Source organism: Planomicrobium sp. CPCC 101110 (assembly GCF_007859395.1).
GTDB lineage: Bacteria > Bacillota > Bacilli > Bacillales_A > Planococcaceae > Planococcus.
Window position 1 is genome coordinate 555,954 of sequence record NZ_VOHD01000006.1, and the last position, 26,261, is coordinate 582,214.

The following is a 26,261-nucleotide window of genomic DNA, read 5'->3' on the forward strand; positions in this document are numbered from 1 at the left end:
CGCCTCCTTTCACTTTTTTAAAGCTGTGTGGAAATCATATCGTATGCATAACGCGCCATTTCATTGTTTTCATCCAATGTATACGCCTGTTTCAGATGATGGAGCGCATCTGCTGTGCGGTTGGTTGACACTGCATAAAGAATACCCAGATTATAATGGGCATCCGAATTGTCCGGATCAAGTTCCAGCACTTTTTGGAATTGCGGTTCCGCTAAATCGAACAACTCCATTGAAGCGAGCGTAATGCCATAGCTGAGGCGTGCCGGCACGTCGTTTCTGTCCAATTCCACAGCCCGCTGCAAATACGGCAATGCCAATTTCGGCTGATCGAGCCGCCCCAGGCACTTGCCGATCATGAAATGCGCATCGGCGCCTTCAAGCCCATACTGCACCGCTTTTTCATAAAGCTTTAGCGCTTCCTCGTAACGTTCCGAGTTGAAATAGAGATTGGCCAAGCCGTAGTATGCCGTCGCTGAAGTTTCATCGAGCGTAAGCGCTTTTTGGAAAAAGCGCTCTGCCCGCTCAACATCATCCATCGAAGTCAGGACGTGGCCGAAATTGATATAGCCGAGCGGATTGTCCGGCTGTTCTTCGATTGCCTGTGTGAATGCTTTGATCGCTTCTTCGGTGTTGCCTTCTTGAAGCGCATGAATGCCGATTTCGTTGTAATTCATTTTTTTCTCTCCTATTAACCTACATATTCAAGGCGTGCACCGTTTTTGAAGACGCGGTCGATCGTTCCCCCGCCCAGGCATTCGTCGCCGTCGTAGAACACTACCGCTTGCCCCGGGGTGATTGCGCGAACCGGTTCAGCAAACGTCACAATAGCTTCGTCGCCAAGAAATTCCACACTTACTTTCACGTCTGCTTGGCGATAACGGAATTTCGCTGTGCACTCAAGCGTCCCTGTCGGCGCTGCGTCCGAAGTGAAACTCAAGTTGACAGCCGATAAGCTGTCCGAGAATAAGGCGTCATGGTTGATGTTCTGGCCGACATACAGGATGTTTTTGTCCAAATCCTTCCCGATGACGAACCATGGATCTCCCGCGCCGCCAATGCCCAAGCCTTGGCGCTGGCCGATCGTATAATACATCAAGCCGTCATGCGTGCCCATTTTGACGCCTTCAAGCGTCTCCATCGAGCCCGGCTGAGCCGGCAAGTATTGGCCAAGGAATGTTTTGAAATTGCGTTCGCCGATAAAGCAGATGCCTGTCGAATCTTTTTTCGTTGCAGTGGCTAGCCCTGCTTGGAGCGCGATTTCACGCACCCGTTTCTTTTCCATATGGCCGATCGGGAACATGACTTTCGACAACTGGTCTTGGTTCAATTGGTTCAGGAAATAGGTTTGGTCTTTGTTGTTGTCTTTGCCGCGCAGCATTTTGGTAACGCCGTTTTCCTGATGTTCCACTTGCGCATAGTGGCCGGTCGCCAAATAATCAGCACCGAGGCTCAAGGCGTGTTCCAAAAATGCCTTGAACTTGATTTCCTTGTTGCACATGACATCCGGGTTCGGTGTTCTTCCCGCTTTGTATTCCTCAAGGAAATACGTGAACACCTTGTCCCAATATTGCTTCTCAAAGTTGACGGCGTAATAAGGAATGCCGATTTGGTTGCAGACACGGATGACGTCTTCATAATCTTCCGTCGCTGTACAGAAGCCATTTTCATCGGTGTCATCCCAGTTTTTCATGAAGATGCCGATCACGTCATAGCCTTGTTCTTTCAATAGGTACGCGGCGACTGAAGAGTCGACGCCGCCGGACATCCCGACGACAACGCGTGTATCTTGTGGTGCTTTTGCAGTCATTGTTTCTCACCTTTTCACTGAAGCGCTAAACGCTTGCTGATTTGGGCTGTTTTTTCAGCCGCTTTTATGACATCCCCTTCAGTCAGGCCAATGCCGAAACTGAACCGGATGGAGTTGCGGATTTGTTCCGCTTTTTCACCGAACATTGCAACGAGAACGTGCGACGGATCGATCGAGCCCGCTGTGCAGGCGGAACCGCTTGACGCAGAAATGCCGGCCAAATCGAGGTTTACCAAAAACGACTCGATATCGATGCCGGGTATGCTTAAATTTAAAATATGCGGCATTTGGTGGCTGCCGTTTTCGCTGAATTTTATGCCTTCGTTCCGAAGAACGGTTTTGAACATTTCTTTAAAGCCGTTATACTGCTCCCATTTCTCCTCTTTTGTTTCCAAAGAAATGGCGACGGCTTTAGCGAATGCCGCAATGCCTGGCACGTTTTCCGTTCCCGCGCGGCGCTTGCGTTCCTGCTCCCCGCCGATCAGCTGGGGTGCAAGCGGCGTCCCTTTGCGCTGGTACAGGAAGCCGACGCCTTTTGGCCCGTTCAGCTTATGGGCGGAAACGGATAATAGATCCACGTTCAATTCGTCCACATCAATCGGCAGGAGGCCATAAGCCTGCACTGCGTCGGTATGGAAAGTGACGCCTGTATCTTTGAGCAGCTCCCCGATTTCCGCAATCGGCTGGATTGTTCCCACTTCATTGTTGCCCAGCATAACCGTCACTAAAATTGTATCTTCCCGGAGGGCTTTTTTCACGTCTTCTGCCTCGACGCGCCCATTTGCATCGACCGGCAGATAAGTGACTTCATAGCCTTCGCGTTCCAATTTGGCGCAGGCATGCAAGACCGCGTGATGCTCAATCGCAGTTGCAATGATGTGTTTTCCTGCCTTTTTTGCGGCAGTCCCGAAAATCGCCAAATTGTCCGCTTCTGTCCCGCCGCTCGTGATGATGATTTCCGGATCTTCTGCATTGATGCTTTTAGCGAAAACACGCCGTGCATCATCAAGCGCCTTGCGCGCTGTTCTTCCCGTGCCGTGGATGCTGGATGGGTTGCCGTAAACCGTTCCGAGCGCTTCCGTAAAAGTTCGGACCACTTCCGGATGCATCGGAGAAGTGGCCGCATGGTCTAAATAAATTCGGTTCATTTCCTTAACTCCTTCTATATATAAAACATGTAGTTTTCATTGTCACCGTCTTGGTGGTTGGCTAAATCGTCGATTGTGGTCGTGTCGAGCACATTTTTCACGGCGTCGCGAATCCGCACCCATAATTCCCGCTGCGGCTGGGCTTCGTCGTCAATGCCTTCAACCGGCTGGATCGGGCCTTCCAGCACGCGGATCACATCACCGGCTGAGATTTCCTTTGGCGAACGCGTCAGCATATATCCGCCGTATGCTCCGCGGACACTTTTCACCAGCCCCGAATTCCGGAGCGGGGCGACCAATTGCTCCAAATACGCTTCTGACAATTCGTATTCGGCAGCGATTTTCCGGAGTGGAACCGGACCTTCGCCGTATTCTTTTCCTAATGCGATCATTATGGTCAAGCCGTAGCGGCCTTTTGTCGATATTTTCATGGTTACACCTCTAAGTCAAATTCCATTATTCTTCAAATCAGTATAGCATAAATGCGCCAAATGGACTTGCAATGACTTTTCAAAGTTGACGCGATATACTGATGGAACAGATGTACGGAAGGAGTTTTTTATTTGCAGAACGAACCTTTGGCTTTCCGGATGCGTCCGCGGACGATCGACGAAGTCGTCGGCCAGCAGGACGTCATCGGTCCACAAACCGCATTATATAAGATGATCAAAAACGGGCATATCCCGTCCATGCTTTTGTATGGCGAGCCGGGCATCGGCAAAACCTCGATCGCCCATGCCATTGCGGGCACATCGAAACTGCCGTTCATCGCCTTGAATGCAACAACGTCGGGCAAAAAAGATGTGGAAGACGTTGTCGCCGAATCCCGGATGACCGGCAAAGTGCTGTTGTTCCTTGATGAAATCCATCGTTTCAACAAACTCCAGCAAGACGCGCTCTTGCCGCATGTCGAAAGCGGCTCGATCATTTTGATCGGGGCGACTACGGAAAACCCTTTCCACGACGTTAATCCAGCGATACGTTCCCGCTGCGGAGAAATCAAGCAGTTGAAGCGCCTGACCCAAGATGATGTTGCCAAGCTATTGACAAGCGCGCTGGAAGATCCAAAACGCGGACTCGGCAATCAGGCTATCGAAATATCGAAAGAACAAATCGAGCGCATTGCGCTGGGTTCGAACGGCGACGCCCGAAAGGCGCTGACGATGCTCGAATCGATTGTTATGGCTTCCGACGAACGCGATGGCAAAACGATTGCAGATGACGCAATCATCGAACAGATGATGAAACGCATCGGCCTCTTCGGCGACAAAAAAGGATCGCATTTTTTCAACCTGTTATCTGCGCTCCAGAAATCAGTTCGCGGCAGCGACGTCAATGCGGCTATGTATTACTTGGCGCATTTGCTTGAAAACGGTGATTTGACGGCCGTCACGCGGCGGCTCCTCGTCATGGCATACGAAGACATCGGCCTTGCCAATCCGGCTGTTGGCGGACATGTGCTTGCAGCCTGCCAGGCAGCCGACCGCCTTGGCTTGCCGGAAGCGCGCATTCCGCTGGCGCAGGCAGTCGCCGAGATGTGCTTGTCCGAGAAATCCAATTCGGCATACAAAGCGATAGACGCAGCCACAGCCGCTATCCATAAAGGACAGACCGGCGACATTCCGATGCATTTGCGTGATGCGCATTATGCAGGCAGCGCCGAACTTGGCCATCAAGGCTACCGCTACCCGCATGACACGCCGATCGGCTCGTTCGGCGGCTGGGCCGACCAGGATTATTTGCCGGCCGCTATCAAAAACGCCGAGTACTACAAGCCGGTCATTGCCGGAGAAGAAAAAAAGTTCGCAGGCATTTACGAAAAACTGAAGACGTTCCGAAAAAACAAACGGTAAAGCTCGCCATTTCCTGAAAAGGAGATGGCGTTTTTATATGTTCCTTTTCCGCTCGCTTGCTGTCACTGGACGCACAGCTGATGCTATCCCCTATAATTCCCATAGAAAAACCGGCTCAAATTTCGAGCCGGCTCCCATTAGTTTGTGCGAACACGCTTGATCGGTATGTTTTTTGTAATGTCATTGATGACCCAGCTGGCCGTGATCAAGCCGACTGCCGAAGGTGTGAACGCATTGGAGCTAGGCGGCATTTGCGCTTTGCGGATAGCGGCGCCTGGCTTGCCGACTGTCTCTACCACATCTTCGCGCACGACAATCGGGCTTTCATCCGAAAACACGACGGGAATGCCTTTTTTGATGCCCGCATCGCGCAGTTTTTTGCGGATCACTTTTGCAAGAGGATCTGTGTGCGTTTTGGAAATGTCCGCAATCTGGAAGCGGGTAGGGTCAGTTTTGTTCGCCGCTCCCATGCTGGAGATGATCTTCACTCCGCGCTTATAGCATTCCTGCATCAAGTGGACTTTATAAATCATTGTATCGGAAGCATCGATAACGTAATCCGGGTTGTAGCTGAAAAATTCTTCATATGTTTCTTCGGTGTAGAACATATGTAAAGAAATAACTTCGCAATCCGCGTTGACGTCGGCAATGCGCCGTTTCATCACTTCCGCTTTGGATTGGCCGACTGTGGATAGATTGGCCACCAGCTGGCGGTTGATATTCGTAATGTCGACATTGTCCTTATCCACGAGAATGATCCGGCCAACGCCGCTGCGCGCTACAGCTTCCGCAGCGAATGATCCGACACCCCCGACGCCAAGGATGGCAACAGTTGTATTTTTCACTAAATCAAGGCCTTCTTTGCCTATTGCAAGTTCGTTTCGAGAAAATTGATGTAACATGATGTCCCTGCCCTTCAAAAATTAATCGGTGTACTAGGAATTATACACATAAAAAATCCCTCCGACAAATTGCAGGAGGGAGAAAAGTTTTAAGTTGATAAAGAATCCCGATCGTGCCGTCTTTTTTGATGCTCATCGCTTTGAACCCGCTTCTAGCAGGTGGGTGACCTCTTCATCACTTTTAACTTCCGGTGAGGGCATGTTAGCCATGATGAAATCCAGTCTCCCGACGACAAAATGTTGGGTCAAAACTGAATTGCTGAAAACGAACACATCAGGATTCTTTAATAACTAGATATTAGCACACCTTCACGGAATAGACAAATGTTTTAATCTGAAGCTATTTAATTATTCTGTTCTTTCACCGCTAGGCTTAATTCCTCAAGCTGCGCTTGCGACACAGGGCTCGGGGCATTTGTCAAAAGGTCGCTGGCGCTTGCTGTTTTCGGGAAGGCGATGGTATCGCGCAAATTCGTACTGCCAGACAGCAGCATGACCAAGCGGTCCAACCCAAATGCAATTCCGCCGTGCGGAGGCGTTCCGTATTCGAATGCTTCCATCAAGAAGCCGAATTGGGCTCTTGCTTCTTCTTCCGAAAATCCGAGAACGCTGAACATTTTCTCTTGGATATCGCGGCGGTAAATGCGCGTTGATCCTCCGCCAAGTTCGTAGCCGTTCAAGACCAAGTCATACGCCTGCGCGCGGACGTTCTGCGGCTCGGACTCCAATTTGTCGATATCTTCCTCGAACGGCATTGTGAACGGATGGTGGGCAGCAAAATAACGGCCTTCTTTTTCATCGTATTCAAACAACGGCCAGTCAGTGATCCACAAAAATTTGTAAACAGAGTTGTCGATCAAGCCGAGCTCTTTGCCGAATTTCAAACGGAGCGCGCCAAGCGCATCAGCAACAACCGACGCTGAATCTGCAACAAACAGCAGCAAATCCCCCGCTTCCGCTTCTGCCCGCTCTATGAGGGCGGCAGAGGCATCGCCTTCGAAAAACTTGGCGATCGGCCCTTTCACGCCTTCTTCTTCCACTTTCAGCCACGCCAATCCTCTGGCGCCATATACTGCCGCAAATTCACCAAGCGCATCGATATCTTTGCGCGAGTAGTTGGCTGCAGCACCTTTGACATTGATCAATTTCACTTGCCCGCCGTTTTCGACAGCGCCGGTAAACACTTTGAACGAGGAATCTTTGACCAAGTCGGAAACGTTCACCAGTTCCAGTCCGAAACGGACATCCGGCTTGTCTGAGCCGAACCGGTCCATCGCTTCCGTATAGCTCATGCGTTGGAATTCCGGTTCGATGCTGATGTTTCTAACTTCTTTCATCATTTGGACCATCAAGCGTTCATTCAGCTGAATGATGTCTTCCATCGTTTGGAAACTTACTTCCATATCAATTTGCGTGAATTCCGGCTGCCGGTCAGCACGCAAGTCTTCATCGCGGAAACAGCGGGCGATTTGGTAGTACTTGTCAAAACCAGAAACCATCAGCATTTGCTTGAACAACTGCGGTGATTGCGGAAGTGCGTAGAATTCGCCTTCGTGCACGCGGCTCGGCACCAAATAATCGCGGGCGCCTTCCGGTGTCGATTTTGTCAAAATCGGAGTTTCCACTTCCAGGAATCCTTCTTTGTCGAGGAAGTTGCGGACAGACTTCATAATATCAGAACGCATTTTGAACGTTTCGAACATCACAGGACGGCGCAAATCCAAATAACGGTATTTCAAACGCAAATCCTCGTTGACGTCCGTATTGTCTTCAATTGCGAACGGCGGATTTTTCGCTGCGTTGATGATGGCTGCATGATCCACCTGCACTTCGACTTTCCCGGTTTCCATCGCTGGGTTCACTTGGCCTTCGGCTCTTGCAACCACAAGGCCCTCGATGCTGACAACAAATTCGTTGCGCAGTTTTTCTCCGATCACGACTGCCTGCTCAGAGATTTTCGGATTGAAAACCACTTGTACAATACCTGAGCGGTCGCGTACATCAACAAATATCAAACCGCCCAGATCCCGCCGCTTTTGGACCCATCCTTTCAACGCGACGCGCTGGCCGATGACAGATTCGTTTACTTCTCCACTATAATGCGATCTTAGCATAATTATTCCCCCAGTGATTTCTTCTTCAAAATGATTTCTGTTAACTGATCAAATGCAACGTCCTGTTGTTCGCCGCTTGCCATTTCTTTGACTGCAGCTTTGCCGTTAGCGATTTCGTTCTCGCCGATGACGATGACGTATGCCGCTTTTTTGCGGTCGGCTGATTTCATTTGCGCCTTCAACTTGCGGCCGCCAAAATCCATATCCGCCGAAATGCCGCTTTCGCGCAGTTCCCTAACAACGCTGAACGCTTTTTTCTTGGTCGATTCGTCCATCGCGACCACATAGGCCTCAAGGTTTCGGGACTGGCCGATTTCGACTTTCTCCATTTCAAGAGCCAGGAGCAGCCGCTCGATGCTCATCGCAAAGCCGATTCCCGGTGCTTCCGGTCCGCCAAGATCCTCCACCAAACCATTGTAGCGTCCGCCTCCGGCAAGCGTCGTAATGGCGCCAAACCCTTCTGCGTCGCTCATGATTTCAAAGGCGGTGTGATTGTAGTAGTCCAGGCCGCGGACCAGATTCGGGTCGACAACATAATCGATATTCAAAGTTTCCAGGTATCCTTTGACGCCTTCGAAATATTGGCGTGATTCTTCGTTCAAATAATCTGCCAGCGACGGCGCTGTTGCCATCAACGGGTGGTTGCGGTCCACTTTACAGTCCAGGATGCGCAACGGATTCTTTTCCAGGCGTGTTTGGCAGTCGCCGCAAAATTCGCCGATGCGCGGCGCAAAGTGCGCGATCAACGCTTCTTTGTGCGCAATGCGGCTCTCTGTATCGCCAAGTGAATTGATAACGAGGCGAAGGCTTTTCAGGCCGACCGAACGGTAAACGTCCATTGCAAGCGCTATAACTTCCGCATCAATTGCCGGATCTTTAGAGCCGATCGCCTCCACACCGAATTGGACAAATTGGCGCATGCGGCCAGCTTGCGGGCGTTCATAGCGGAACATCGGGCCCGTGTAGAAAAGCTTCACCGGCTGGTCGGGCAAGCCGAACAATTTATTTTCCACGAACGCGCGGACAACTGACGCTGTGCCTTCCGGGCGCAGCGTCAAGCTGCGGTCGCCGCGGTCCTGGAATGTGTACATTTCTTTTTGGACGATGTCTGTCGTATCACCCACACCGCGCTGGAACAATTCAGTGTGTTCAAAAATCGGGGTCCGGATTTCCTTATACTGATAGAGCCGGCAAAGTTCGATGATTTTCTGTTCAACTTCCTGCCATTTGGCGGATTGGTCCGGCAAAACGTCATACGTGCCGCGTGGTGCTTGAATGTTCATTGTCTTCACTCCTCTAATTTTCCATACAAAAAAGCTCCCGCCCCTTGCTGTAACGCAAGGGACGAGAGCCTGTATCAGCTTCCGCGGTTCCACCCTAGTTGATGCACAAATATGCACCCTCTCATTCCGGATAACGGCCGGTTCCGTCTTTTCCTAATAAACGGCAGACGCCGTCGTTCAGAAAAAAGCCTCGTAAGTGTTATTCATCACCGATCTCTGCAGGAAAGTTTGCAGCCTAGGACTTTCCCTCTCTTTTCAGCCTATCATGTGACTACTTTCTTCGTCATCAGCAAAATATATAAAGATAATAAAGTTAATCTTAATTATTCTCGCAAAACTTGTCAACCTTTTTCACAAATGCGCGGTTTTTTTTGATATCATGAATTCATGATTACATATGGAGGTGCATAATGAACCGCAAGTGGCTTACTGCTTTTATTTTATTTTTTTATTGACAGCCAACTGCTTGCCGATATTCGGCGGCCAAACGGCTGTTGCGGAAACCGGAGGCACCCAGATCAGCGCATCCACCGTCAATGTCCGGTCCGGTCCCGGCTTGTCGTACAGCGTTGCAGGCTCGCTGGCTAAAGGCGACAAAGTGGACGTTATCGGCCAGGAAGGCGACTGGCTGAAAATACAGGCTGGCGAGACAACCGGATGGGTCGCTTCCTGGCTGACTTCGGCGGCAACCGGCAATACGGCGGCACAGAAAGCCGTATCTACCGTTGACCGTCTGAATGTCCGCTCGCAGCCCAGCCTATCGGCATCGGTCCTGACGCAGATGAAAGCCGGCGACCAAGCGGAAGTGATCCGTGAAACCGGCGACTGGGTTGAAGTGGAATTCCGCAATACGCGCGGCTTTGTTTCCAAACAATACATAAGCGCCACAAAAACCAGTTCTGAAAATCCCGCCCCGGCGGCAAAAGATGTATCGTCTTTCGAGATTGCAGTCAGCACTTTGAATGTCCGCAAAAAAGCGGATCTTAGTTCGGATAAAATCGCGACGGTCCACCAGGGCGAAATTTACGCAGTCCAGTCGCTTCAAGGCAATTGGGTGCAGATCCGCTTGTCGGATGATACAACAGGCTGGGTATACGCCTTCTACGGCCACCTTTCCGACCAGTCTGCCAAAACTGCGGCTTCCGCAGCCACCGAAACGGTGACGATACTGACTGACGGCACCAACTTGCGCTCGGAGCCTTCCACCGCTTCCGGTGTTGTCAGCCGGGCCAATGCAGGCGATCAATTGGGGGTAATCGAGAAGCAGGGCGATTGGTATAAAGTTGCTTTGCCGGGCGGCCAAGAGGCCTTTATCGCAACTTGGGTCGTGACAAACGGCGAAACTGCAGCACAACAAACCTCCCAGAAAAAGGAGGCGGACCGGAAAGCCGGAACATTGAATGGTGTCACAATCGTCCTTGATCCGGGGCACGGCGGCCGCGACGGCGGTACCGTCGGAGTGCGCGGCACGATCGAGAAAGATTTGACGCTTAAAACAGCGGAAGCTCTGTCGCACTACCTCCGTTCAGCCGGTGCCGAAGTCGTCATGACCCGCCAGTCGGATGTTTTTGTCGATTTGCGCCAACGTGTATCTCACGGCTATCAAGCTGCAGCAGATGCTTTCATCAGCATCCATTACGACGCGGTCGCCGACAACAGGGTCCAGGGCTTTACGACTTATTTCATGCACGGCTACCAGCAGCAGCTCGGCGAATCCATCAATGCCGGCCTCGAAGGAAAACTGCCGCTCAACAACCGGGGCGCGCGCAGCGGCAATTACTTGGTGCTGCGGGAGAACCGGCAGCCGGCGGTACTTGTTGAACTGGGCTATTTGAGCAATTTCAACGAAGAGCGGATTGTCTCGACCAGCCAATTCCGCGACCAGGCGGCGCTTGGCTTGTACACCGGCATCATCAATTATTTCGACGCCCAGCTTGGGCAATAGTAAAAACGGCATGGAAAGCATCCATGCCGTTTTTTTATGGGTTTATTTTCGATAAAGCAAAACCGGCCCAGGAAATGATTCCCTGGGCCGGTTTTCATTTGGATTCAACCAGAATGGTAACGGGTCCGTCATTGACGAGTTCAACGTCCATCATGGCGCCGAACACGCCGGTTTCGACCTTCAAGCCATTGTCGCGCAATGCATCGTTGAAAGCATGCCAGAGCGGTTCGGCAATTTCCGGGCGGGCGGCCGAGGTAAAGCTTGGCCGGCGCCCTCTTTTCACATCGCCGTATAAGGTGAACTGGGAGATCGATAAAATATCCCCGCCCGCTTCTAAGACAGAATGATTCATTTTTCCTTCTTCATCTTCAAAGAGCCTCATCTGGGCAATCTTTCCGGCCACGTATTTTGCATCATCGGCGGTATCCTCATGGGTAATGCCGACAAGCAGGACATAGCCGGATTCAATCGCCCCCGTGACAGTCCCTTCGACTTTGACGGAAGCTTGTTTGGAACGCTGTAAAATTACCCGCATAGCTCCTCCTTAGTTGGTCACGCGCGTCACCGAATAGACATCCGGAAGCTGCTTGATCCTTTCGACCACCCGGTTCAAATAAGAAATATGCGGAATCATGATCGTCAAATTGATGGTCGCGATTTTGTCGTTATCGGCACGGCCGCTTACCGCAGTAATTGTCGTCTTCGTCTCGCTGACCATATGCATGACTTCATTGATCAGGCCGGTACGGTCATATGCCTGGACTTCAATATCAATCTGATAAGATTTGTTTTCCATTGTCTCCGTAATTTCCCACTCTACCGGGATGAGCCGGTCCGTTTCGTTCGACTGGACATTCGGGCAATCGCCCCGGTGGACCGAAACCCCGCGCCCTTTGGTGATGAATCCGATGATGCTGTCGCCAGGCACCGGATTGCAGCACCTTGACAAGCGGATCATGACATTGTCGATGCCTCTGACAATAACGCCCGATTCGGTCCGTTTTTTAGGGTTGGCAGCTTTCATCTCTACTGTGATTTTCTCGAGCGCTTCTTCCTGTTCCCTTTTTTTTCGCAGTTTCTCAGCCAGGCGGTTGACCACTTGCTGGGCGGTGATGCCGTTAAAGCCGACCGCTGCGTACATGTCATCTTCCCCTGTGAAATTGAACTTATCGCAGACGCGTTTGATGTTTTCATTGGTCAGTACATCTTTGACAGGAAATTCCTGCGCTTTTATTTCTTTTTCGATCAATTCCCGGCCCTTTTGCACGTTGTCGACGCGCAATTGCTTTTTGAAGAATTGCTTGATTTTGTTTTTCGTCTGAGTCGATTTAGCGATTTTCAGCCAATCGCGGCTTGGGCCGACAGATTGCTTGGAGGTCAGTATTTCGACAATATCCCCAGTGACCAGCTCAGTATCAAGCGGAACCATTTTCCCGTTCACTTTTGCGCCAATGGTTTTGTTGCCGATTTCGGAATGCACCCGGTAAGCAAAATCGATCGGGCAAGATCCGGCCGGCATTTCAATCACATCGCCTTTTGGCGAAAAAACATAGACCATGTCGGAAAACAGATCGTACTTCAGCGATTCCATGAATTCTTCCGCATTGTCCGATTCGTTTTGGAAATCCAGAATTTCCCGGAACCAAGTCAGGCGGGAATCCACGGAACTTTTCGGCCGTTCGGTTGCCTTGCCTTCTTTATAGGCCCAGTGAGCCGCCACCCCGTATTCAGCGATGCGGTGCATTTCTTCCGTCCGGATTTGGACTTCCAGCGGATCGCCTTGCGGCCCGATGACCGTTGTATGCAGCGACTGGTACAAGTTTTGCTTTGGCATAGCGATATAATCCTTGAACCGCCCGGGCATAGGTTTCCACGTGGAATGGATGATGCCAAGCACCGCATAGCAATCTTTGACGGTTTCGACCGTAACGCGCACAGCCAACAGATCGTATATTTCATTGAATTGCTTGTTTTGCAGAACCATTTTACGGTAGATGCTGTAAATATGTTTCGGACGCCCGAAGAGCTCTGCCTTGATATCGACATCTTTCAATTGATTGCGGATTTCATCCATCACTTTGTTCAAGTATTCTTCCCGTTCGGTCCGCTTTTTCTTCATCAAATTGACGATGCGGTAATATTGCTGGGGATTCAAGTAGCGGAGAGCCGTATCTTCAAGCTCCCACTTTATCGTATTGATCCCTAAACGGTGTGCAATCGGCGCAAAGATTTCCAGCGTTTCGTTCGCTTTGATGCGCTGCTTTTCCACCGATTGGTATTTCAGCGTGCGAAGGTTGTGCAGCCGGTCCGCCAGTTTGATCAATATGACACGGATATCCTGGGCCATCGCCACAAACATTTTTCGGTGATTTTCCGCCTGCTGTTCTTCTTTTGACATGTATTTGATCTTGCTCAATTTTGTGACGCCGTCCACCAAAAGCGCCACTTCTTCGTTAAAGTCGCGGACAATGTCTTCACGGCTGACGGTTGTATCTTCCACAACGTCATGCAAAAAACCCGCAGCAACAGTTGCAGGGTCCATTTGCAGATCCGCCAGGATGCCCGCCACTTGCACAGGATGCACAATATAAGGTTCGCCCGATTTCCGGAACTGCCCTTCATGGGCTTCGAGCGCAACTTGGTACGCCCGTTTAATCATTTCAACATGATCAGCATTCATATAAGAGGCAACCATCTGGAATACGTCTTCAGCTGTCCTAACTTGATCTTTGGCCATAATTGCCCACCTTGCTTCTAGTTTTTCAGAAAGTATATCTTTATATTATAAAAAACAAGCAAGCGAAAAGTAAAGCTTTGTTATTATTTTTCCATCACTTTAATGAATTCCCGCATATAATCCGGCAGATCCGGCGGCCGCTGGCTTGAAACGAGGTTGCCATCGACAATTACCGGTTCATCGAACCACTCCGCCCCTGCATTCACCATATCATCTTTGATGCCAGGTGTGCTGGTCACTTTTCTACCCTTTAAAATACCGGCAGAAATGAGTACCCAGCCGGCATGGCAAATTTGGCCGATCGGCTTTTTCTTTTCGTCCATTTGCTGGACGATGTTCAAAACTTCCGGGAACCTGCGGATTTTGTCCGGTGCCCAGCCGCCAGGAACAAGGATTGCATCGTATTGCTCCGGCGTGATATCGCTGCAGGCAAAATCGGATTCAGCAGGAACTCCGTACTTGCCGATATATTTTGTATTCGCTTCTTCTCCCGCAAGATGGACTGTAGCCCCTTCTTCCCGCAGCCTTAAGATCGGATACCACAGTTCCAAATCTTCAAATTCATGATGGACAAAACTGAGGACTTTCTTGCCTGTCAATTTCATGATGAAACCTCCTTTTGCGAAACGTTTTCTACGACCACGTCAAGGCATTCCTCTCCCACCGACAGGGCTTCGGCCGACGAGTCGATGCTTTCGATGTTCCGGACGTGCACGTGATGGGCGCCATTGTCGCCGCCGGATACCAGGATATCCGATTTGGCTGTCTTAAAGCCTTTTACAACGCCGTTATTCAATGAGACATGATTGGCCCGGAATTGAATCGTCACAGCCGGATTTCCTTGATAATCGTATTCCGGATCCCCCGCAAACAAAAAGCGGTTTATGACCACGTTGCGGTAGCCTGAAACGACCAAAGCACGCGGCGTCGATACCCAGTAAAGATCGGAGAATACCGGTGCGATTGCGATAATGCGCTCGGCCGTAATGTTGTACGCCGACACGGACTCCGGGTCGGTCATCTTATGATGGCCGATATGGCGGAAATTATAAGCCCGGTTGTCATTGAGTGACAAATGGCCCGAGATGTGGACGCCGGATGCAGCAGACGACGAACCATGCGCTTTTATTTCGATGCCCCCGAAGCATCTTGCGGTCGCATTGTTTACAAGCCAGACGTGGCGGGAGCCGTCGTCAATTTCCAGGCCATTGGAATTGGCCACTCCTCTGTCATGGGCGGCGCCGCTTGGATCCCAGAAAAAGGAGTTTGAAACGAAGATGTAATCACTGTGGTGGGTTGTTACGCCATCGTCGCCGAATCCATAACCCGTTACGCGGTCAAGCCAAATATAGCGGCTTCCTCCACGCGCGCGGAACCCATCGCCTGAATAGTTGTATAAAGGGGATGTAATATCGAAGCAATGCAGTCCTGGATTGATGCCTTCCACATTTTTCACCCATCCATAAGTGACTTGGGCAAATACCAGGCAGCTCGAAAAGTTGCCGCCAAAACCGGTTTTCTCCAGACTTTCCAGGCGGTGGACATTCCAGTCCATACTTAAATCCTCAACTGAGATGTTGCGGTTGCCCATCAGGTAATTGGAGTTTGTTATGAGCCTGCGCCGCTTTGGAGTATCCCAGTGGAGTTTCAACGTAGTCTCGCCTTTGCCTGCACCGGCTAGGCGCGTCCAGGAAGGCAGTTCGATAAATTTCACTATGTAGGTGCCTGGCGGTACATAAACATGCACACGGCCTTTTCCGATTGCTTTTTGGAATGCTGCGGTGCAATCGGTCTCGCCGTCGCCGACCGCGCCGAAATCCGCTACATTCACATACCGGGTGATGGTCCGTTCCAGGTTCTCGTATTCCCGGTCGAGCGTCCCTTTCCATTCAGGATACAGCTCCATACCGTCGGAATCCCACTTGTAGCCATGCTGATCAGGTATGGAATACGGCATCCGATAGAACGACAACGCTTTTTCAGCGACAGATCTTGGCCGGTCGAGCACCGGGTTCGCTATCGGCTCAATTTTGATCTCGTCAAAAAACGCTTCGGTTTCTTGCATGGTTTCAACCATAGATAGCGGATTTTTCAACAGTTCATCGATCAGTTGCTTGTTTGTTGATGGATCATGGTTTTTTTCTAATTGAATCATTCGGCCACCTCTTCCACATTAGTTTCTTTATTACATACCCTGCATTGTATAAAAAAACCCCTTCGCCCCGAAAGACGAAGAAGAGATTTTAGTATTTCAGCAATGTATTTACATCATAGCCGTCCAAGTTTTTGCGGCCATCCAAGTATGTTAATTCGATCAAAAAGGCACAGCCAACCACAACGCCGCCCAATTGTTCAACCAAATTGATGGTAGCGCCGATTGTTCCGCCTGTCGCCAGCAAGTCATCTGTAATAAGCACGCGCTGGCCGGGTTTGATAGCGTCTTTATGCATCGTCAAGACATCTTTTCCGTATTCAAGGCCGTATTCGGCACGGATCACTTCACGCGGCAATTTGCCTTCCTTGCGCACTGGCGCAAAACCGATTTCAAGCGCATAAGCCACCGGGCAGCCGATGATGAATCCGCGGGCTTCCGGGCCGACAATGATTTCGGCGTCCACTTTTTTGGCATACTCTACGATTTGGTCTGTAGCGTATTTATAGGCAGTCCCATTGTCCATCAGCGATGTGATGTCCTTGAAGCGGATGCCTGGTTTTGGCCAATCTTCAACTATTGTTACATACTGCTTTAAATCCATATCTTTTCCTCCTTGGCCGATAGTTTCGTATCGAACCACTCTTTTAAATCTTTATAGGACGCATACAGGAGCTTTTGCTCGAGCGCAATTTGCTGTTCACGCTTCTTGTAAATCGGCGCTTCCGACAAATCGCGTTTGCTTGGCGCTTTTGCAATCTCCGTAAGTCCATTGTTAAGTGTAACAAAACCGAGTTCAAAAAACACCTGAAGCATGAAAAATATCGCTTCCCGCGTCCAGCCTTTATGTTTTGCCAGTTCGTCGCAGTGCTTTTTGAAATCGAATGAGCCGCGCTTTTTGATAAATGAAAACAGCCACGCAAACTGCTCCCGTGTTGGAATCTGCTCGAAGTATTGGGAGTCTTTCGCATAAAAATGGGCGTAGATCCGCTTTGGCCTTAATTCGGACAAAACCTGGGCAAGCTGCTCCTCACTATCAGGCAGATCCAGCAGCACAAGATGGTGCTTTGGCGAATCCAGCGCTCCGATCGTTTCGCTGCTGTAGATGGGTTCATTGATGAACGATTTGAAAACAGCCGCCGTCTCCGGCTTGAATGCCAAAAACACTTGGTCCTTTTCCGGAATGAGCTTTGACCAGCGAGAGACTTGCCGGATGCCGCGGATATCGAACAGCTGCCATTGGTCTGTACGGACATCTTCAATCAGCAGCTGCGGCTTTTTGCGGCCGTTCCATTCGTTGATCTGCAGATCGCCGATCACATCGATCTGGACATCGGGCGTCAGTTCATCCCCGACAGAACCGATGCCGAAACCGACCGCATCAAGCGTCGCCGCGTTTTGGACCAGCTCCATTTTCAAGTGGTTTTGGGCGGCTCCGATTTTCCGTATCGATGAAACCTTCACGGCGTCCAGGAAGAATTTCGGCTTGGAAAAGCCCATGCCAAACGGCGCTAGATAGCGCATCGATTCGATGGTCTCAATGTCGATTTCATCCAAACGGACTGGAATGTCGATTTCCACAACAGGAAGCAAGTCTTCTTCTGTAAGGCTAGTTTCGGCTTGTTTGTTGAGCCTCTCGCGCAACTCGTCGACATGCGCCGCTTCAAGCGTCATGCCGGCCGCCATCGGATGCCCCCCGAAATGAGGCAGGATGTCGCGGTTTGCCGCCAGTTCGTTGTACAAATGGAAACCTTCGATGCTGCGCGCCGAACCTTTTGCTTTTCCGGTTTCCGGATTCAGGCACAAGACAATCGACGGCCGGTAATATTTTTCTGTCAGTTTGGAAGCCACAATCCCGACAACGCCGGGGTTCCAGCCTTCCTGGGCTACAACGATGACCCGCGGCGGCCCTTCAGGGTGCTGTTGGTCGACTTGCGCGGTCGCTTCGTCGGAAATTTGCTTGACGATCGCTTGGCGTTCTTTGTTCAGAAGATCCAGGCTGCTGGCCAAATCGCGCGCTTCGGCTGCCTCTTCCGTCATGAACAGCCGGACTGCAGGATCGGCGTCTTGCAGCCGGCCTATGGCGTTGATCCGAGGCCCGAACATAAAACCGATCGTCTCTTCTGTAATGTCCCGCTTTTGGACACCCGACACTTCACAAAGTGCATCAATCGCAACCCTCGGAGAAGTCCGCAGCGCCGCCAATCCCTCTTTCACCAGAAAGCGGTTTTCATCGTGGAGCGGCACCAAATCCGCAATCGTGCCGATTGCCACCATTTCAAGCAAATGGTCGGGCAGATCTTCATATAAAGCGTGCGCCATTTTAAAAGCGACGCCCACTCCGGCCAATTCCCCGAACGGGTAATTGCCTTCAGGATGGCGTGGATGGATGATCGCCAAAGCATTCGGCATCGTTTCGCCGATATCGTGGTGGTCGCTGATAATAACATCGAGCCCCAGGCTGTTTGCGTAATCCACTTCGTCGATTCCCGAGATTCCATTGTCGACAGTTACAAGGAGTTTGGCGCCTTCCTCGGATGCTTTTTTGAAAAGCTCTTTATTCGGCCCGTAGCCATGCTTGAAACGGTTGGGAATCATGAATGAGACGTCTGCCCCCAAATCCTGCAAAACCGTAAGCATGACCGTTGTGCTTGAAACTCCATCAGCGTCATAATCGCCGTAGACGACTATTTTCTCGTTTTCTTCGATGGCCCGGCGAATACGCTCCACCGCAATGTCCATATCTTTCATCAAATACGGATTATGTACTCCGCTTTCGTCCATGTTCATGAAGCTGCGCGCTTCTTCGGCAGTGGTGATGCCGCGTGTCACTAATATTTTAGCCAATACGGATGAAATGGATAATTCTTGTTGAATGGCTTGTACCAACCCGTTGTCCGGTGTTGTCAGCCGCCATCGTTTTTTCGATTCTATCATGGCTCTTCACTTCCTTACCCGTCCATTATACAGAAAAAATGCGCAGACAAAAACCTTTCGGCCATAGTCCGAAAGGTTTTAATTTACAAGCGTTCAGTTTCATTGGTGACGACCATCGCTTCGGGCACAACGTCCGCCTTTTGGTACTCGGCGATTTCGTTCTGCTGCGTGGCGATCAGCGATTCTTTGACAGCGATTTCTTTTTGGAGCGCTTTGACTTTCCGCTGCAGGGAATAGGTCCGGACTAGCGCGAACACACCGCTCAGCAAAAAGCCAAGGAGCGCGGAAGCCAGAATCACTAGAATAAGCGGCCACTCGGCAGACCCGAAAATATAGTTGACCGGCACCGGATCGACGTTCACAACAGCAAACAGCGCGATAATAACAGCAAATACAAGTCCGATCAGAATAAGCCATTGGATTTTCATGGAGATTCCTCCTTTCAAAAATAAAAAAATGGAACAAGGTCATTACTCTATACCCTGTTCCATTTCCCCTATAAACTTATCCCATTTTGACAGGTACGAAGGCCGACTGCCCTAAAAATCCGAATGGACCAACCATGTCCAGCAAAGTTTCTCTTTATACGACCGGCTCGTCAGAACCCCACTTGGATTGCTGTTCTTTTTTCTCGATGTCGATCGGGCCTTTTTTCTTCAATTCGCGTTTCTTCAATACGAGCCATAGCTGGGCCGCGATGAAGATCGAAGAATAGGTTCCTGCGATCAATCCGATCAATAAAGCGAGCGCAAAGTTGGTGATCGAAGTGGCGCCGAAAATCAGGAGCGCGACAACAACCAACACTACGGTCATGACTGTGTTGACCGAACGGCCGAGTGTTTGGCGAAGCGACTTGTTGACCACAAGCGAAAGCTGCTCTTCCGAGTCGACTTTTTTCATGCGCTTCAAGTTTTCACGGATCCGGTCGAATGTGACGATGGTATCGTTGATGGAATAACCGACAATCGTCAGGACAGCCGCGATAAACGTGATGTCGACTTCAAGGCGCAGCAAGCTGAATGCCGCTACGATAAAGAATGCATCATGCAGCAATGCGACGATTGATGCAACGCCCATCCGCCATTCGAAGCGCAAGGCCACGTAGATGATAATGCCGATTGCCGCATAAGCCAAAGCCAGCATCGCATTTTTCGCAAGCTCTCTTCCCACAGTGTCGGATACCGTTGAAATGTTTGCGCCGTTGAACTCCTCAGAAGCCAAAGTCTTCAGTTCGTTCACCTGCTCCTGGCTGAATTCCTCCGTATAGCGGGCAACCCCGATATCCGAGGCATCTCCTGAAATGACCACGTTTTCTGAAGGGAATCCATTTTCCTCCAAGAACGTTTCCACTTGCTCTTGCGTCAGTGCCGAATCGGAAGTGATTTCGACACGCGTACCGCTTGAGAAGTCGATTCCAAGATTCAATTGGAAAACCCCCAAAACGATCATCCCCGCTAAGATCAGTGCACTTGAAGCCGCAAAGAATTTATTGCGGTTCCCCGCAAAATCAAAACGGTCAAAACGAGTGGATAAATCCAGCATTTCCAGGTTTTCTTCCGGTTTGTGGACAAGCGATTTCCGCAAGCCGAACAAGCCGTATTTGCCGTCAAGCACACCGCTGTTGACCAGTAGCCCAAGCAAAACCCGGGAACCCCAGACAGCGGTGATAAAGCTGGCCAAGATTGAAATGATTAATAGCGTCGCAAACCCTTTTACCGAGCTTGTCCCGAAAATGAACAAGACGATGGCTGCAATCATTGTGGTGACGTTGGCATCAAGGATGGCAGAGAACGAAGAAGCCGCCCCGGCACGGAAAGATTCTTTCGTCGATTTTCCGACGCGCATTTCTTCCCGGATGCGTTCGTACGTGATGATATTGGCGTCGACCGCCATACCGACACCGAGGACGATCGCCGCGATTCCCGGCAGCGTCAACACGCCGCCGATCCATTCGAATACGAGAAGGATCAAATAGACATAGACTGACAAAGTGACAGCTGCTATCAAGCCAGGCAAACGGTAGTAGACAAGCATGAACAGCAGCACCAGGCCGATACCGACCGCGGCAGCAAACACCGTTTCATTCAAAGCTTGTTCACCGAACTGCGCCCCGACTGATGTCGAGTAGATTTCCTCCAAGCTGACAGGCAAGGCTCCAGCGTTCAAGATACCCGCCAAGTTCTGCGTTTCATCCTGTGTGAAAGCACCGGAAATCTCTACCGATGGCGAATTGATGCGCTGCGATACCTGCGGATCCGAAACAAACTTCGGATCCGGCTTCAAGCGCTCTTCCTGATAGGAATCGACGCCTTCCTCAAAATCGAGCCAGATGACAAGCACGTTATCTGGCGACGGCATCGCGGCAATCTGCTCGGTAACTTCAGCAAACTTGCCGGGATCGTTCAATTCAAGCGTGACAATCGGCTGGCCGTCCTGGCCGAAAGTGGCCTGTGCCCCGCCTTGTTTCAAATCGTTTCCGGCAAGCATGATGGTGTCATTGGCATCGCGGAACGTTAAATTCGCTTCTGTCGACAACAGCTCCCGGGCGGATTCCTGATCTTCAACACCGGCAAGCTGAACGCGGATGCGGTTGTCGCCTTCGATTTGGATGACCGGTTCGCTGACTCCCAGCACGTTGATGCGGTTCATCAATGCGTCCGTTGTATCCGCCAATACGTCTTGCGTGATTTCCTGTCCTTCTTCAAGCGCTTCGACTTCGTAAAGCACTTCAAAGCCGCCTTGAAGGTCCAATCCCAATTTAATGTCTTTTGCAATTGGCATTCCAGTGGTGCCAATCAGTCCAAACAGCAATACGACCAGGATAAAAAAGGCGATGATGCGACCTCTTGCTTTCATATGTAATCTTTCCCCCTCAGTCTGTAAAACACAGCACTATCATTATGAGACAGCTGCCGCGCAGTGTCAAATTCTTCTTATTTTTTCGAAGCTGGCCGCAATAGCTGTTCAAGGTCTTCGCTTTTCCCGCCTGAAAACCAATTATCGCCTTTGAACCCTTCTATTTGGTGGTACGCAACAAAGTCAGAAGCGGTCATTTCCATAATGCCGTTGATCATTTCGTGGAGGCGCATTTCGCCGATGTCTTTTTTTCGCCATTTTTTCTTCAGGCAATATTGCCATAAATCTTCGGCAGTAAAAGTATCATACCCAAAATAATGGAATTCCTCGACTTTGCTTTCCAAAGCCGGCAAAACGGTATCAAACTGATCTGTATATTTCAACATGGTGTTTCTCCTCTCGGCGATTCTTTCTCTATTGTAGACGAAAGAGGGAAATTGGTGAATACTGTCCCTATAATTTTCCAAAAAAAATCACCTTCCCGAAAGAAGGCGAACTTTTTCTTAAAGACCTGTTTTTGCAGATTCTACAACGCGGGCAATTGCCTGGCGTTCGAATTGAAGGCGAGTGCCGTCAGCAACTTTGATGTAAACAGTCGTGTCATCCACTGCATCGACCTGGCCGTGAAGGCCGCCGATCGTGACGATCTGATCTCCACGTTTGATCCCAGACTGCATTTGCGCTGTTTGTTTCTGGCGTTTTTGGGCAGGACGGATGATGAAAAACCACATTAACACGAACATTAATAGTAAAGGCGATAACGCTACTATTGTATCCATTTGTTCATTTTCCCCCTTTCGCTATCTCTATTTCTTTCATACTTAGAAGTTTTTCGCGTTCGGCAGATTGAACCCGTACGCTTCAAAAAATTCTTCGCGGAAATCTCCCAGGCGGTCTTCGCGGATCGCTTGACGCACCTGCTCCATTAAGTTTAACAGAAATTGCAGGTTATGATAACTAGTAAGTCGAATTCCGAACGTTTCATCCGCACGGATCAAGTGGTGGACATACGCACGCGTATAGTTTGTGCATGTGTAGCAATCACATTTTTCGTCGATCGGTCCGAAGTCGCGCTTGAACGCGGCATTTTTGATATTCAAGCGTCCCGTGCTCGTCATCAGCGTGCCATTGCGCGCAATGCGGGTCGGCAAGACACAGTCGAACATGTCGACGCCGCGGATTGCTCCGTCGATCAGCGAGTCCGGAGACCCGACGCCCATCAAATAACGGGGTTTGTCAAAAGGCAATAGCGGCGTCGTGAATTCCAAGGCGCGGTTCATGACATCTTTCGGTTCACCGACCGATAAGCCGCCGATTGCGTATCCAGGAAAATCGAGCGACACCAGATCACGCGCGCTTTGCTGGCGCAGGTCTTCGTATTCCCCTCCTTGGATGATGCCAAACAATGCTTGGTCGTTCGGGCGGGCATGCGCCTCTAAGCAGCGTTCTGCCCAGCGGGACGTGCGCTCCACTGAAGATTTCATGTAGTCATGGGATGCCGGGTACGGCGGGCATTCGTCAAACGCCATCATGATATCCGAACCCAAGTCGTTTTGGATCTGCATCGCTTTTTCCGGGCTCAAGAACAGTTTGTCGCCGTTCATATGATTGCGGAAATGGACGCCTTCTTCTTTGATGTTGCGGAATTCGCTCAGCGAGAATACTTGGAAGCCACCGGAATCCGTCAAAATCGGACGGTCCCAGTTCATGAATTTGTGCAAGCCGCCCGCTTCCTTGATCACATCGTTTCCGGGTCGCAGCCATAAATGGTAAGTGTTGCTCAAAATGATGCCGGCGTTCATCGCTTTCAATTCTTCCGGCGACATGGTTTTCACGGTCGCTTGCGTTCCGACCGGCATGAAAGCTGGTGTTTCAAAAGAGCCGTGCGGAGTATGGACGATGCCGAGCCGCGCGCCTGTCTGTTTGCATGTTTTAATATGTTCATACGTTACTGCTGGTGTCATGGGAAGTCTCCTTTTTCTGTGGTTCGATAAACATCGCATCTCCAAAACTGAAAAAGCGGTATTGTTCGCTGATCGCTTCGTTGTAGGCATTTAAAATGTTGTCCCGGTTCGATAATGCGCTGACGAGCATGACAAGCGTCGATTTCGGCAAATGGAAATTGGTGATCAAGCCGTCGACTGCTTTGAATTCATAGCCCGGGAAGATGAAGATATCGGTCCAGCCGCTGTCTTCCTTCAGTTTCCCGCCAAACTTGTTCGCCACGGATTCAAGCGTCCGTGTCGATGTCGTGCCGACTGAAATGATCCGTCCGCCGCGCCGTTTCGCTGCATTGATCACATCCGCCGTTTCCTGGGTGATCCGGTAGAATTCCGCGTGCATGGCATGGTCTTCAATCGAATCCACGCTCACCGGACGGAATGTCCCAAGGCCGACATGCAAAGTGATAAAAGCGATTTGGACGCCTTTTGCGCGGATTTCAGCAAGCAGTTCTTCCGTGAAATGCAGGCCCGCTGTGGGAGCTGCCGCACTTCCCCGCTCTTTGGCAAAGACGGTCTGATAGCGGTCCTGGTCATCCAATTTTTCTCGGATGTAAGGAGGCAGCGGCATTTCGCCAAGAGCATCCAATATCTCGTAGAAAATGCCATCGTAAATCATTCTAAAGTGGCGGCCGCCGTGGTCCAGAATGGCTGTGCATTCTGCACGCAGCAAACCTTCGCCGAATGACACGACCGTCCCCACTTTCACTTTTTTCGCGGGCTTGACAAGCGTCTCCCACACATCGTCTTCAATCTGCTTTAAAAGGAGCAATTCGATATTCGCCCCTGTATCTTCTTTTACGCCCATCAGCCGTGCCGGCAAGACGCGCGTATCGTTCAATACGAGCACATCCCCGGCATGCAGATGGCCCAAAATATCCCGGAAATAACGATGCGCAACCGCGCCAGTTTCCTTGTCCATCACAAGAAGGCGGCTCGATGTCCGGTCAAGAAGCGGCGTTTGTGCGATCAGCTCTTCCGGTAAATCAAAATCAAAATCGTTTACGTTCATTCTAACTCTTCCTTTGTTTTAGGCTTTATTTCTAAATTGTTTGTTGTTAAGTCCAATTACATCAATGATATTGCGCAAGCCAGCTGCGCTTGCCGCGGGCGGGCGCCAAGCCTCCTCGGTCGCTTCGCTTCCTGCCAGGTCTCGGCTGTCCGCTATCCCGCAGGCAAGCACTGGCCGAACGGCATTCGGCCGGTGCTTTGCGACGAAGCGCAGAGCGCTGCAGGAGCAGTACGGTCTTCTTCGCTGATTTGCTCCATATCTGGAGTGAAGAATTATAGAAGAAAGAGCGGAGGGCGGCGAGCAAGTTGTGTGAATGGAATTCGACCAACTTGTTTGCGACGAAGCAGCGCAGCGATGCAGGAGCATCGGTTTTTTAGCGGGACCAGCGCGAGCTGGAGATCCCGGACTGCGCAAAGCGCAGGAGGAGGCTCAAGCCATGCCCCGCGGAAAGCGTCCGCCTGTAGCGATTTCCTCAACCCTTCTTAAACTCATTAATTTATTAGTAAAATCATATATCACTCAGGCACTTCCAAATTGAAGTGCTCATAGGCGATTGCGGTTACGACGCGGCCTCTCGGGGTACGCTGGATAAAGCCGATCTGCAGGAGGTACGGTTCGTAGACATCTTCGATCGTCGTCGATTCTTCCCCGATGCTGGCAGCGATCGTGTCAAGGCCGACCGGGCCGCCGCGGAACCTTTGGATCATGCCGGTCAACAATTTATGGTCGACATGGTCAAGGCCGAGCGGATCCACTTGGAGCATTTCGAGCGCCTGGCTGGCCATATCCAGCGTGATTGAGCCTGTGCCGCGGACTTGTGCGTAATCCCGGACCCGCTTCAGCAAACGGTTGGCAATCCGCGGGGTCCCACGGGAACGCCGCGCAATTTCCACTGCCGCGTTCGGGTCGATATCCGCTTCGAACAACTGGGAGCTCCGGATTACGATATCGGTCAACGCTTCCGTGTCATAATACTCAAGGCGCGCCATGACGCCGAACCGGTCGCGCAGCGGTGCCGATAATGCCCCGGCCCGCGTTGTTGCGCCAATCAGCGTGAATGGCGGCAAATCAAGGCGGACAGATCGCGCGGTCGGCCCTTTGCCCACGACAATATCCAAACAGAAATCTTCCATGGCTGGATACAGCACTTCTTCGATCGAGCGGTTCAGGCGGTGGATTTCGTCGATAAACAACACGTCCCCCGGTTCAAGCGAAGAAACGATTGCCGCCAAGTCGCCAGGGCGTTCGATCGCCGGTCCGCTCGTCATTTTGACATTGACGCCCATTTCATTGGCAATGACCGCCGCAAGCGTCGTTTTACCAAGTCCGGGAGGCCCATAGAGCAATACGTGGTCAAGGCTTTCCTCGCGCATTTTCGCCGCTTCGATGAAGATCTCCAAATTGTGTTTTACTTTATGCTGCCCGATATACTGGGACAGAAATTGTGGGCGCAGCGATTGCTCGAAGCGTTCATCAAATTCGGAAATTTCGCCTCCGATAACCCGTTCTTCCATG

Annotated in this window: 22 protein-coding genes, 1 other RNA gene and 1 other annotated feature; of the genes, 2 read left to right on the forward strand and 21 right to left on the reverse strand. The window is 50.8% G+C overall.

The window, feature by feature from the left end; translation table 11 throughout:
- Window positions 1-17 precede the first annotated feature (17 nt).
- The 4 genes from FQV30_RS10670 to cymR are packed head-to-tail and all read right to left on the reverse strand — an operon-like array spanning window position 18 to window position 3,386.
- Window positions 18-674, reverse strand: coding sequence for a tetratricopeptide repeat protein (locus FQV30_RS10670; protein ID WP_186725620.1), 657 nt, complete (start codon window positions 672-674; stop codon window positions 18-20).
- A 14-nt stretch (window positions 675-688) separates the two neighbouring features.
- Entirely contained in the window at window positions 689-1,807 is a 1,119-nt protein-coding gene (gene mnmA / locus FQV30_RS10675; RefSeq protein WP_146500135.1) for a tRNA 2-thiouridine(34) synthase MnmA, read from the reverse strand.
- Window positions 1,808-1,821: 14 nt separating this feature from the next.
- The gene (locus tag FQV30_RS10680; protein WP_146500136.1) at window positions 1,822-2,955 is read right to left on the reverse strand and encodes a cysteine desulfurase family protein; all 1,134 of its coding nucleotides are present in this window, start codon (window positions 2,953-2,955) and stop codon (window positions 1,822-1,824) included.
- 14 nt (window positions 2,956-2,969) lie between these two features.
- Window positions 2,970-3,386, reverse strand: a complete 417-nt coding sequence (gene cymR, locus FQV30_RS10685) for a cysteine metabolism transcriptional regulator CymR (protein WP_146500137.1) — start codon at window positions 3,384-3,386, stop codon at window positions 2,970-2,972.
- 132 nt (window positions 3,387-3,518) lie between these two features.
- Between cymR and FQV30_RS10690 the strand changes: the two genes are divergently transcribed.
- On the forward strand, window positions 3,519-4,808 hold the full coding sequence (locus FQV30_RS10690; RefSeq protein WP_146500138.1) for a replication-associated recombination protein A: 1,290 nt from the start codon (window positions 3,519-3,521) through the stop codon (window positions 4,806-4,808).
- Window positions 4,809-4,945: 137 nt separating this feature from the next.
- On the opposite strand, the gene FQV30_RS10695 is transcribed toward FQV30_RS10690, so the two are convergent.
- From FQV30_RS10695 to hisS, 4 genes are all read right to left on the reverse strand, one after another.
- Window positions 4,946-5,710, reverse strand: a complete 765-nt coding sequence (locus FQV30_RS10695) for a tRNA threonylcarbamoyladenosine dehydratase (protein ID WP_146500139.1) — start codon at window positions 5,708-5,710, stop codon at window positions 4,946-4,948.
- A 100-nt stretch (window positions 5,711-5,810) separates the two neighbouring features.
- Window positions 5,811-5,994, reverse strand: a non-coding RNA gene (gene ssrS / locus FQV30_RS10700) — 6S RNA.
- Window positions 5,995-6,054: 60 nt separating this feature from the next.
- On the reverse strand, window positions 6,055-7,824 hold the full coding sequence (gene aspS / locus FQV30_RS10705) for an aspartate--tRNA ligase (protein ID WP_146500140.1): 1,770 nt from the start codon (window positions 7,822-7,824) through the stop codon (window positions 6,055-6,057).
- Window positions 7,825-7,826: 2 nt separating this feature from the next.
- Window positions 7,827-9,107 carry a histidine--tRNA ligase gene (gene hisS / locus FQV30_RS10710; protein ID WP_146500141.1) on the reverse strand — a complete coding sequence of 427 codons (1,281 nt, stop codon included), beginning with the start codon at window positions 9,105-9,107 and terminating at the stop codon, window positions 7,827-7,829.
- Window positions 9,108-9,161: 54 nt separating this feature from the next.
- Window positions 9,162-9,403: a binding site (T-box leader), on the reverse strand.
- Window positions 9,404-9,504: 101 nt separating this feature from the next.
- Here hisS and FQV30_RS10715 point away from each other — a divergent pair.
- Entirely contained in the window at window positions 9,505-11,052 is a 1,548-nt protein-coding gene (locus FQV30_RS10715) for an N-acetylmuramoyl-L-alanine amidase family protein (RefSeq protein WP_146500142.1), read from the forward strand.
- A 94-nt stretch (window positions 11,053-11,146) separates the two neighbouring features.
- Here FQV30_RS10715 and dtd read toward each other — a convergent pair whose 3' ends face one another.
- The 13 genes from dtd to ruvB form a co-directional block, all read right to left on the reverse strand.
- Window positions 11,147-11,587: a D-aminoacyl-tRNA deacylase gene (gene dtd / locus FQV30_RS10720; RefSeq protein WP_146500143.1), complete on the reverse strand. Its 441-nt coding sequence runs from the start codon at window positions 11,585-11,587 to the stop codon at window positions 11,147-11,149.
- A gap of 9 nt (window positions 11,588-11,596) precedes the next feature.
- Window positions 11,597-13,789: a RelA/SpoT family protein gene (locus tag FQV30_RS10725; RefSeq protein ID WP_146500144.1), complete on the reverse strand. Its 2,193-nt coding sequence runs from the start codon at window positions 13,787-13,789 to the stop codon at window positions 11,597-11,599.
- An 83-nt stretch (window positions 13,790-13,872) separates the two neighbouring features.
- Window positions 13,873-14,394: a type 1 glutamine amidotransferase domain-containing protein gene (locus FQV30_RS10730; RefSeq protein WP_146500145.1), complete on the reverse strand. Its 522-nt coding sequence runs from the start codon at window positions 14,392-14,394 to the stop codon at window positions 13,873-13,875.
- Window positions 14,391-15,944 (reverse strand): glycosyl hydrolase family 28-related protein, encoded by a 1,554-nt coding sequence (locus FQV30_RS10735; RefSeq protein WP_146500146.1) that lies wholly within the window; start codon window positions 15,942-15,944, stop codon window positions 14,391-14,393. Before FQV30_RS10735 ends, FQV30_RS10730 begins: the two co-directional genes overlap by 4 nt.
- An 88-nt stretch (window positions 15,945-16,032) precedes the next feature.
- On the reverse strand, window positions 16,033-16,545 hold the full coding sequence (locus FQV30_RS10740; protein ID WP_146500147.1) for an adenine phosphoribosyltransferase: 513 nt from the start codon (window positions 16,543-16,545) through the stop codon (window positions 16,033-16,035).
- Complete coding sequence (gene recJ, locus FQV30_RS10745; RefSeq protein WP_146500148.1) at window positions 16,536-18,878, reverse strand: single-stranded-DNA-specific exonuclease RecJ; 2,343 nt, start codon at window positions 18,876-18,878, stop codon at window positions 16,536-16,538. The genes FQV30_RS10740 and recJ overlap by 10 nt, the downstream gene beginning before the upstream one ends.
- A gap of 83 nt (window positions 18,879-18,961) precedes the next feature.
- Entirely contained in the window at window positions 18,962-19,306 is a 345-nt protein-coding gene (locus FQV30_RS10750) for a LapA family protein (protein ID WP_146500149.1), read from the reverse strand.
- Between the two features lie 154 nt (window positions 19,307-19,460).
- Window positions 19,461-21,734 carry a protein translocase subunit SecDF gene (gene secDF, locus FQV30_RS10755; protein WP_146500150.1) on the reverse strand — a complete coding sequence of 758 codons (2,274 nt, stop codon included), beginning with the start codon at window positions 21,732-21,734 and terminating at the stop codon, window positions 19,461-19,463.
- 77 nt (window positions 21,735-21,811) lie between these two features.
- Window positions 21,812-22,120 (reverse strand): post-transcriptional regulator, encoded by a 309-nt coding sequence (locus FQV30_RS10760; RefSeq protein ID WP_146500151.1) that lies wholly within the window; start codon window positions 22,118-22,120, stop codon window positions 21,812-21,814.
- A 117-nt stretch (window positions 22,121-22,237) separates the two neighbouring features.
- Complete coding sequence (gene yajC / locus FQV30_RS10765) at window positions 22,238-22,513, reverse strand: preprotein translocase subunit YajC (protein WP_146500152.1); 276 nt, start codon at window positions 22,511-22,513, stop codon at window positions 22,238-22,240.
- A gap of 42 nt (window positions 22,514-22,555) precedes the next feature.
- Window positions 22,556-23,698, reverse strand: a complete 1,143-nt coding sequence (gene tgt / locus FQV30_RS10770) for a tRNA guanosine(34) transglycosylase Tgt (protein WP_146500153.1) — start codon at window positions 23,696-23,698, stop codon at window positions 22,556-22,558.
- On the reverse strand, window positions 23,676-24,746 hold the full coding sequence (gene queA, locus FQV30_RS10775; protein WP_146500154.1) for a tRNA preQ1(34) S-adenosylmethionine ribosyltransferase-isomerase QueA: 1,071 nt from the start codon (window positions 24,744-24,746) through the stop codon (window positions 23,676-23,678). The genes tgt and queA overlap by 23 nt, the downstream gene beginning before the upstream one ends.
- A gap of 515 nt (window positions 24,747-25,261) precedes the next feature.
- Complete coding sequence (ruvB, locus tag FQV30_RS10780) at window positions 25,262-26,260, reverse strand: Holliday junction branch migration DNA helicase RuvB (RefSeq protein WP_146500155.1); 999 nt, start codon at window positions 26,258-26,260, stop codon at window positions 25,262-25,264.
- Between the last annotated feature and the right edge of the window lies 1 nt (window position 26,261).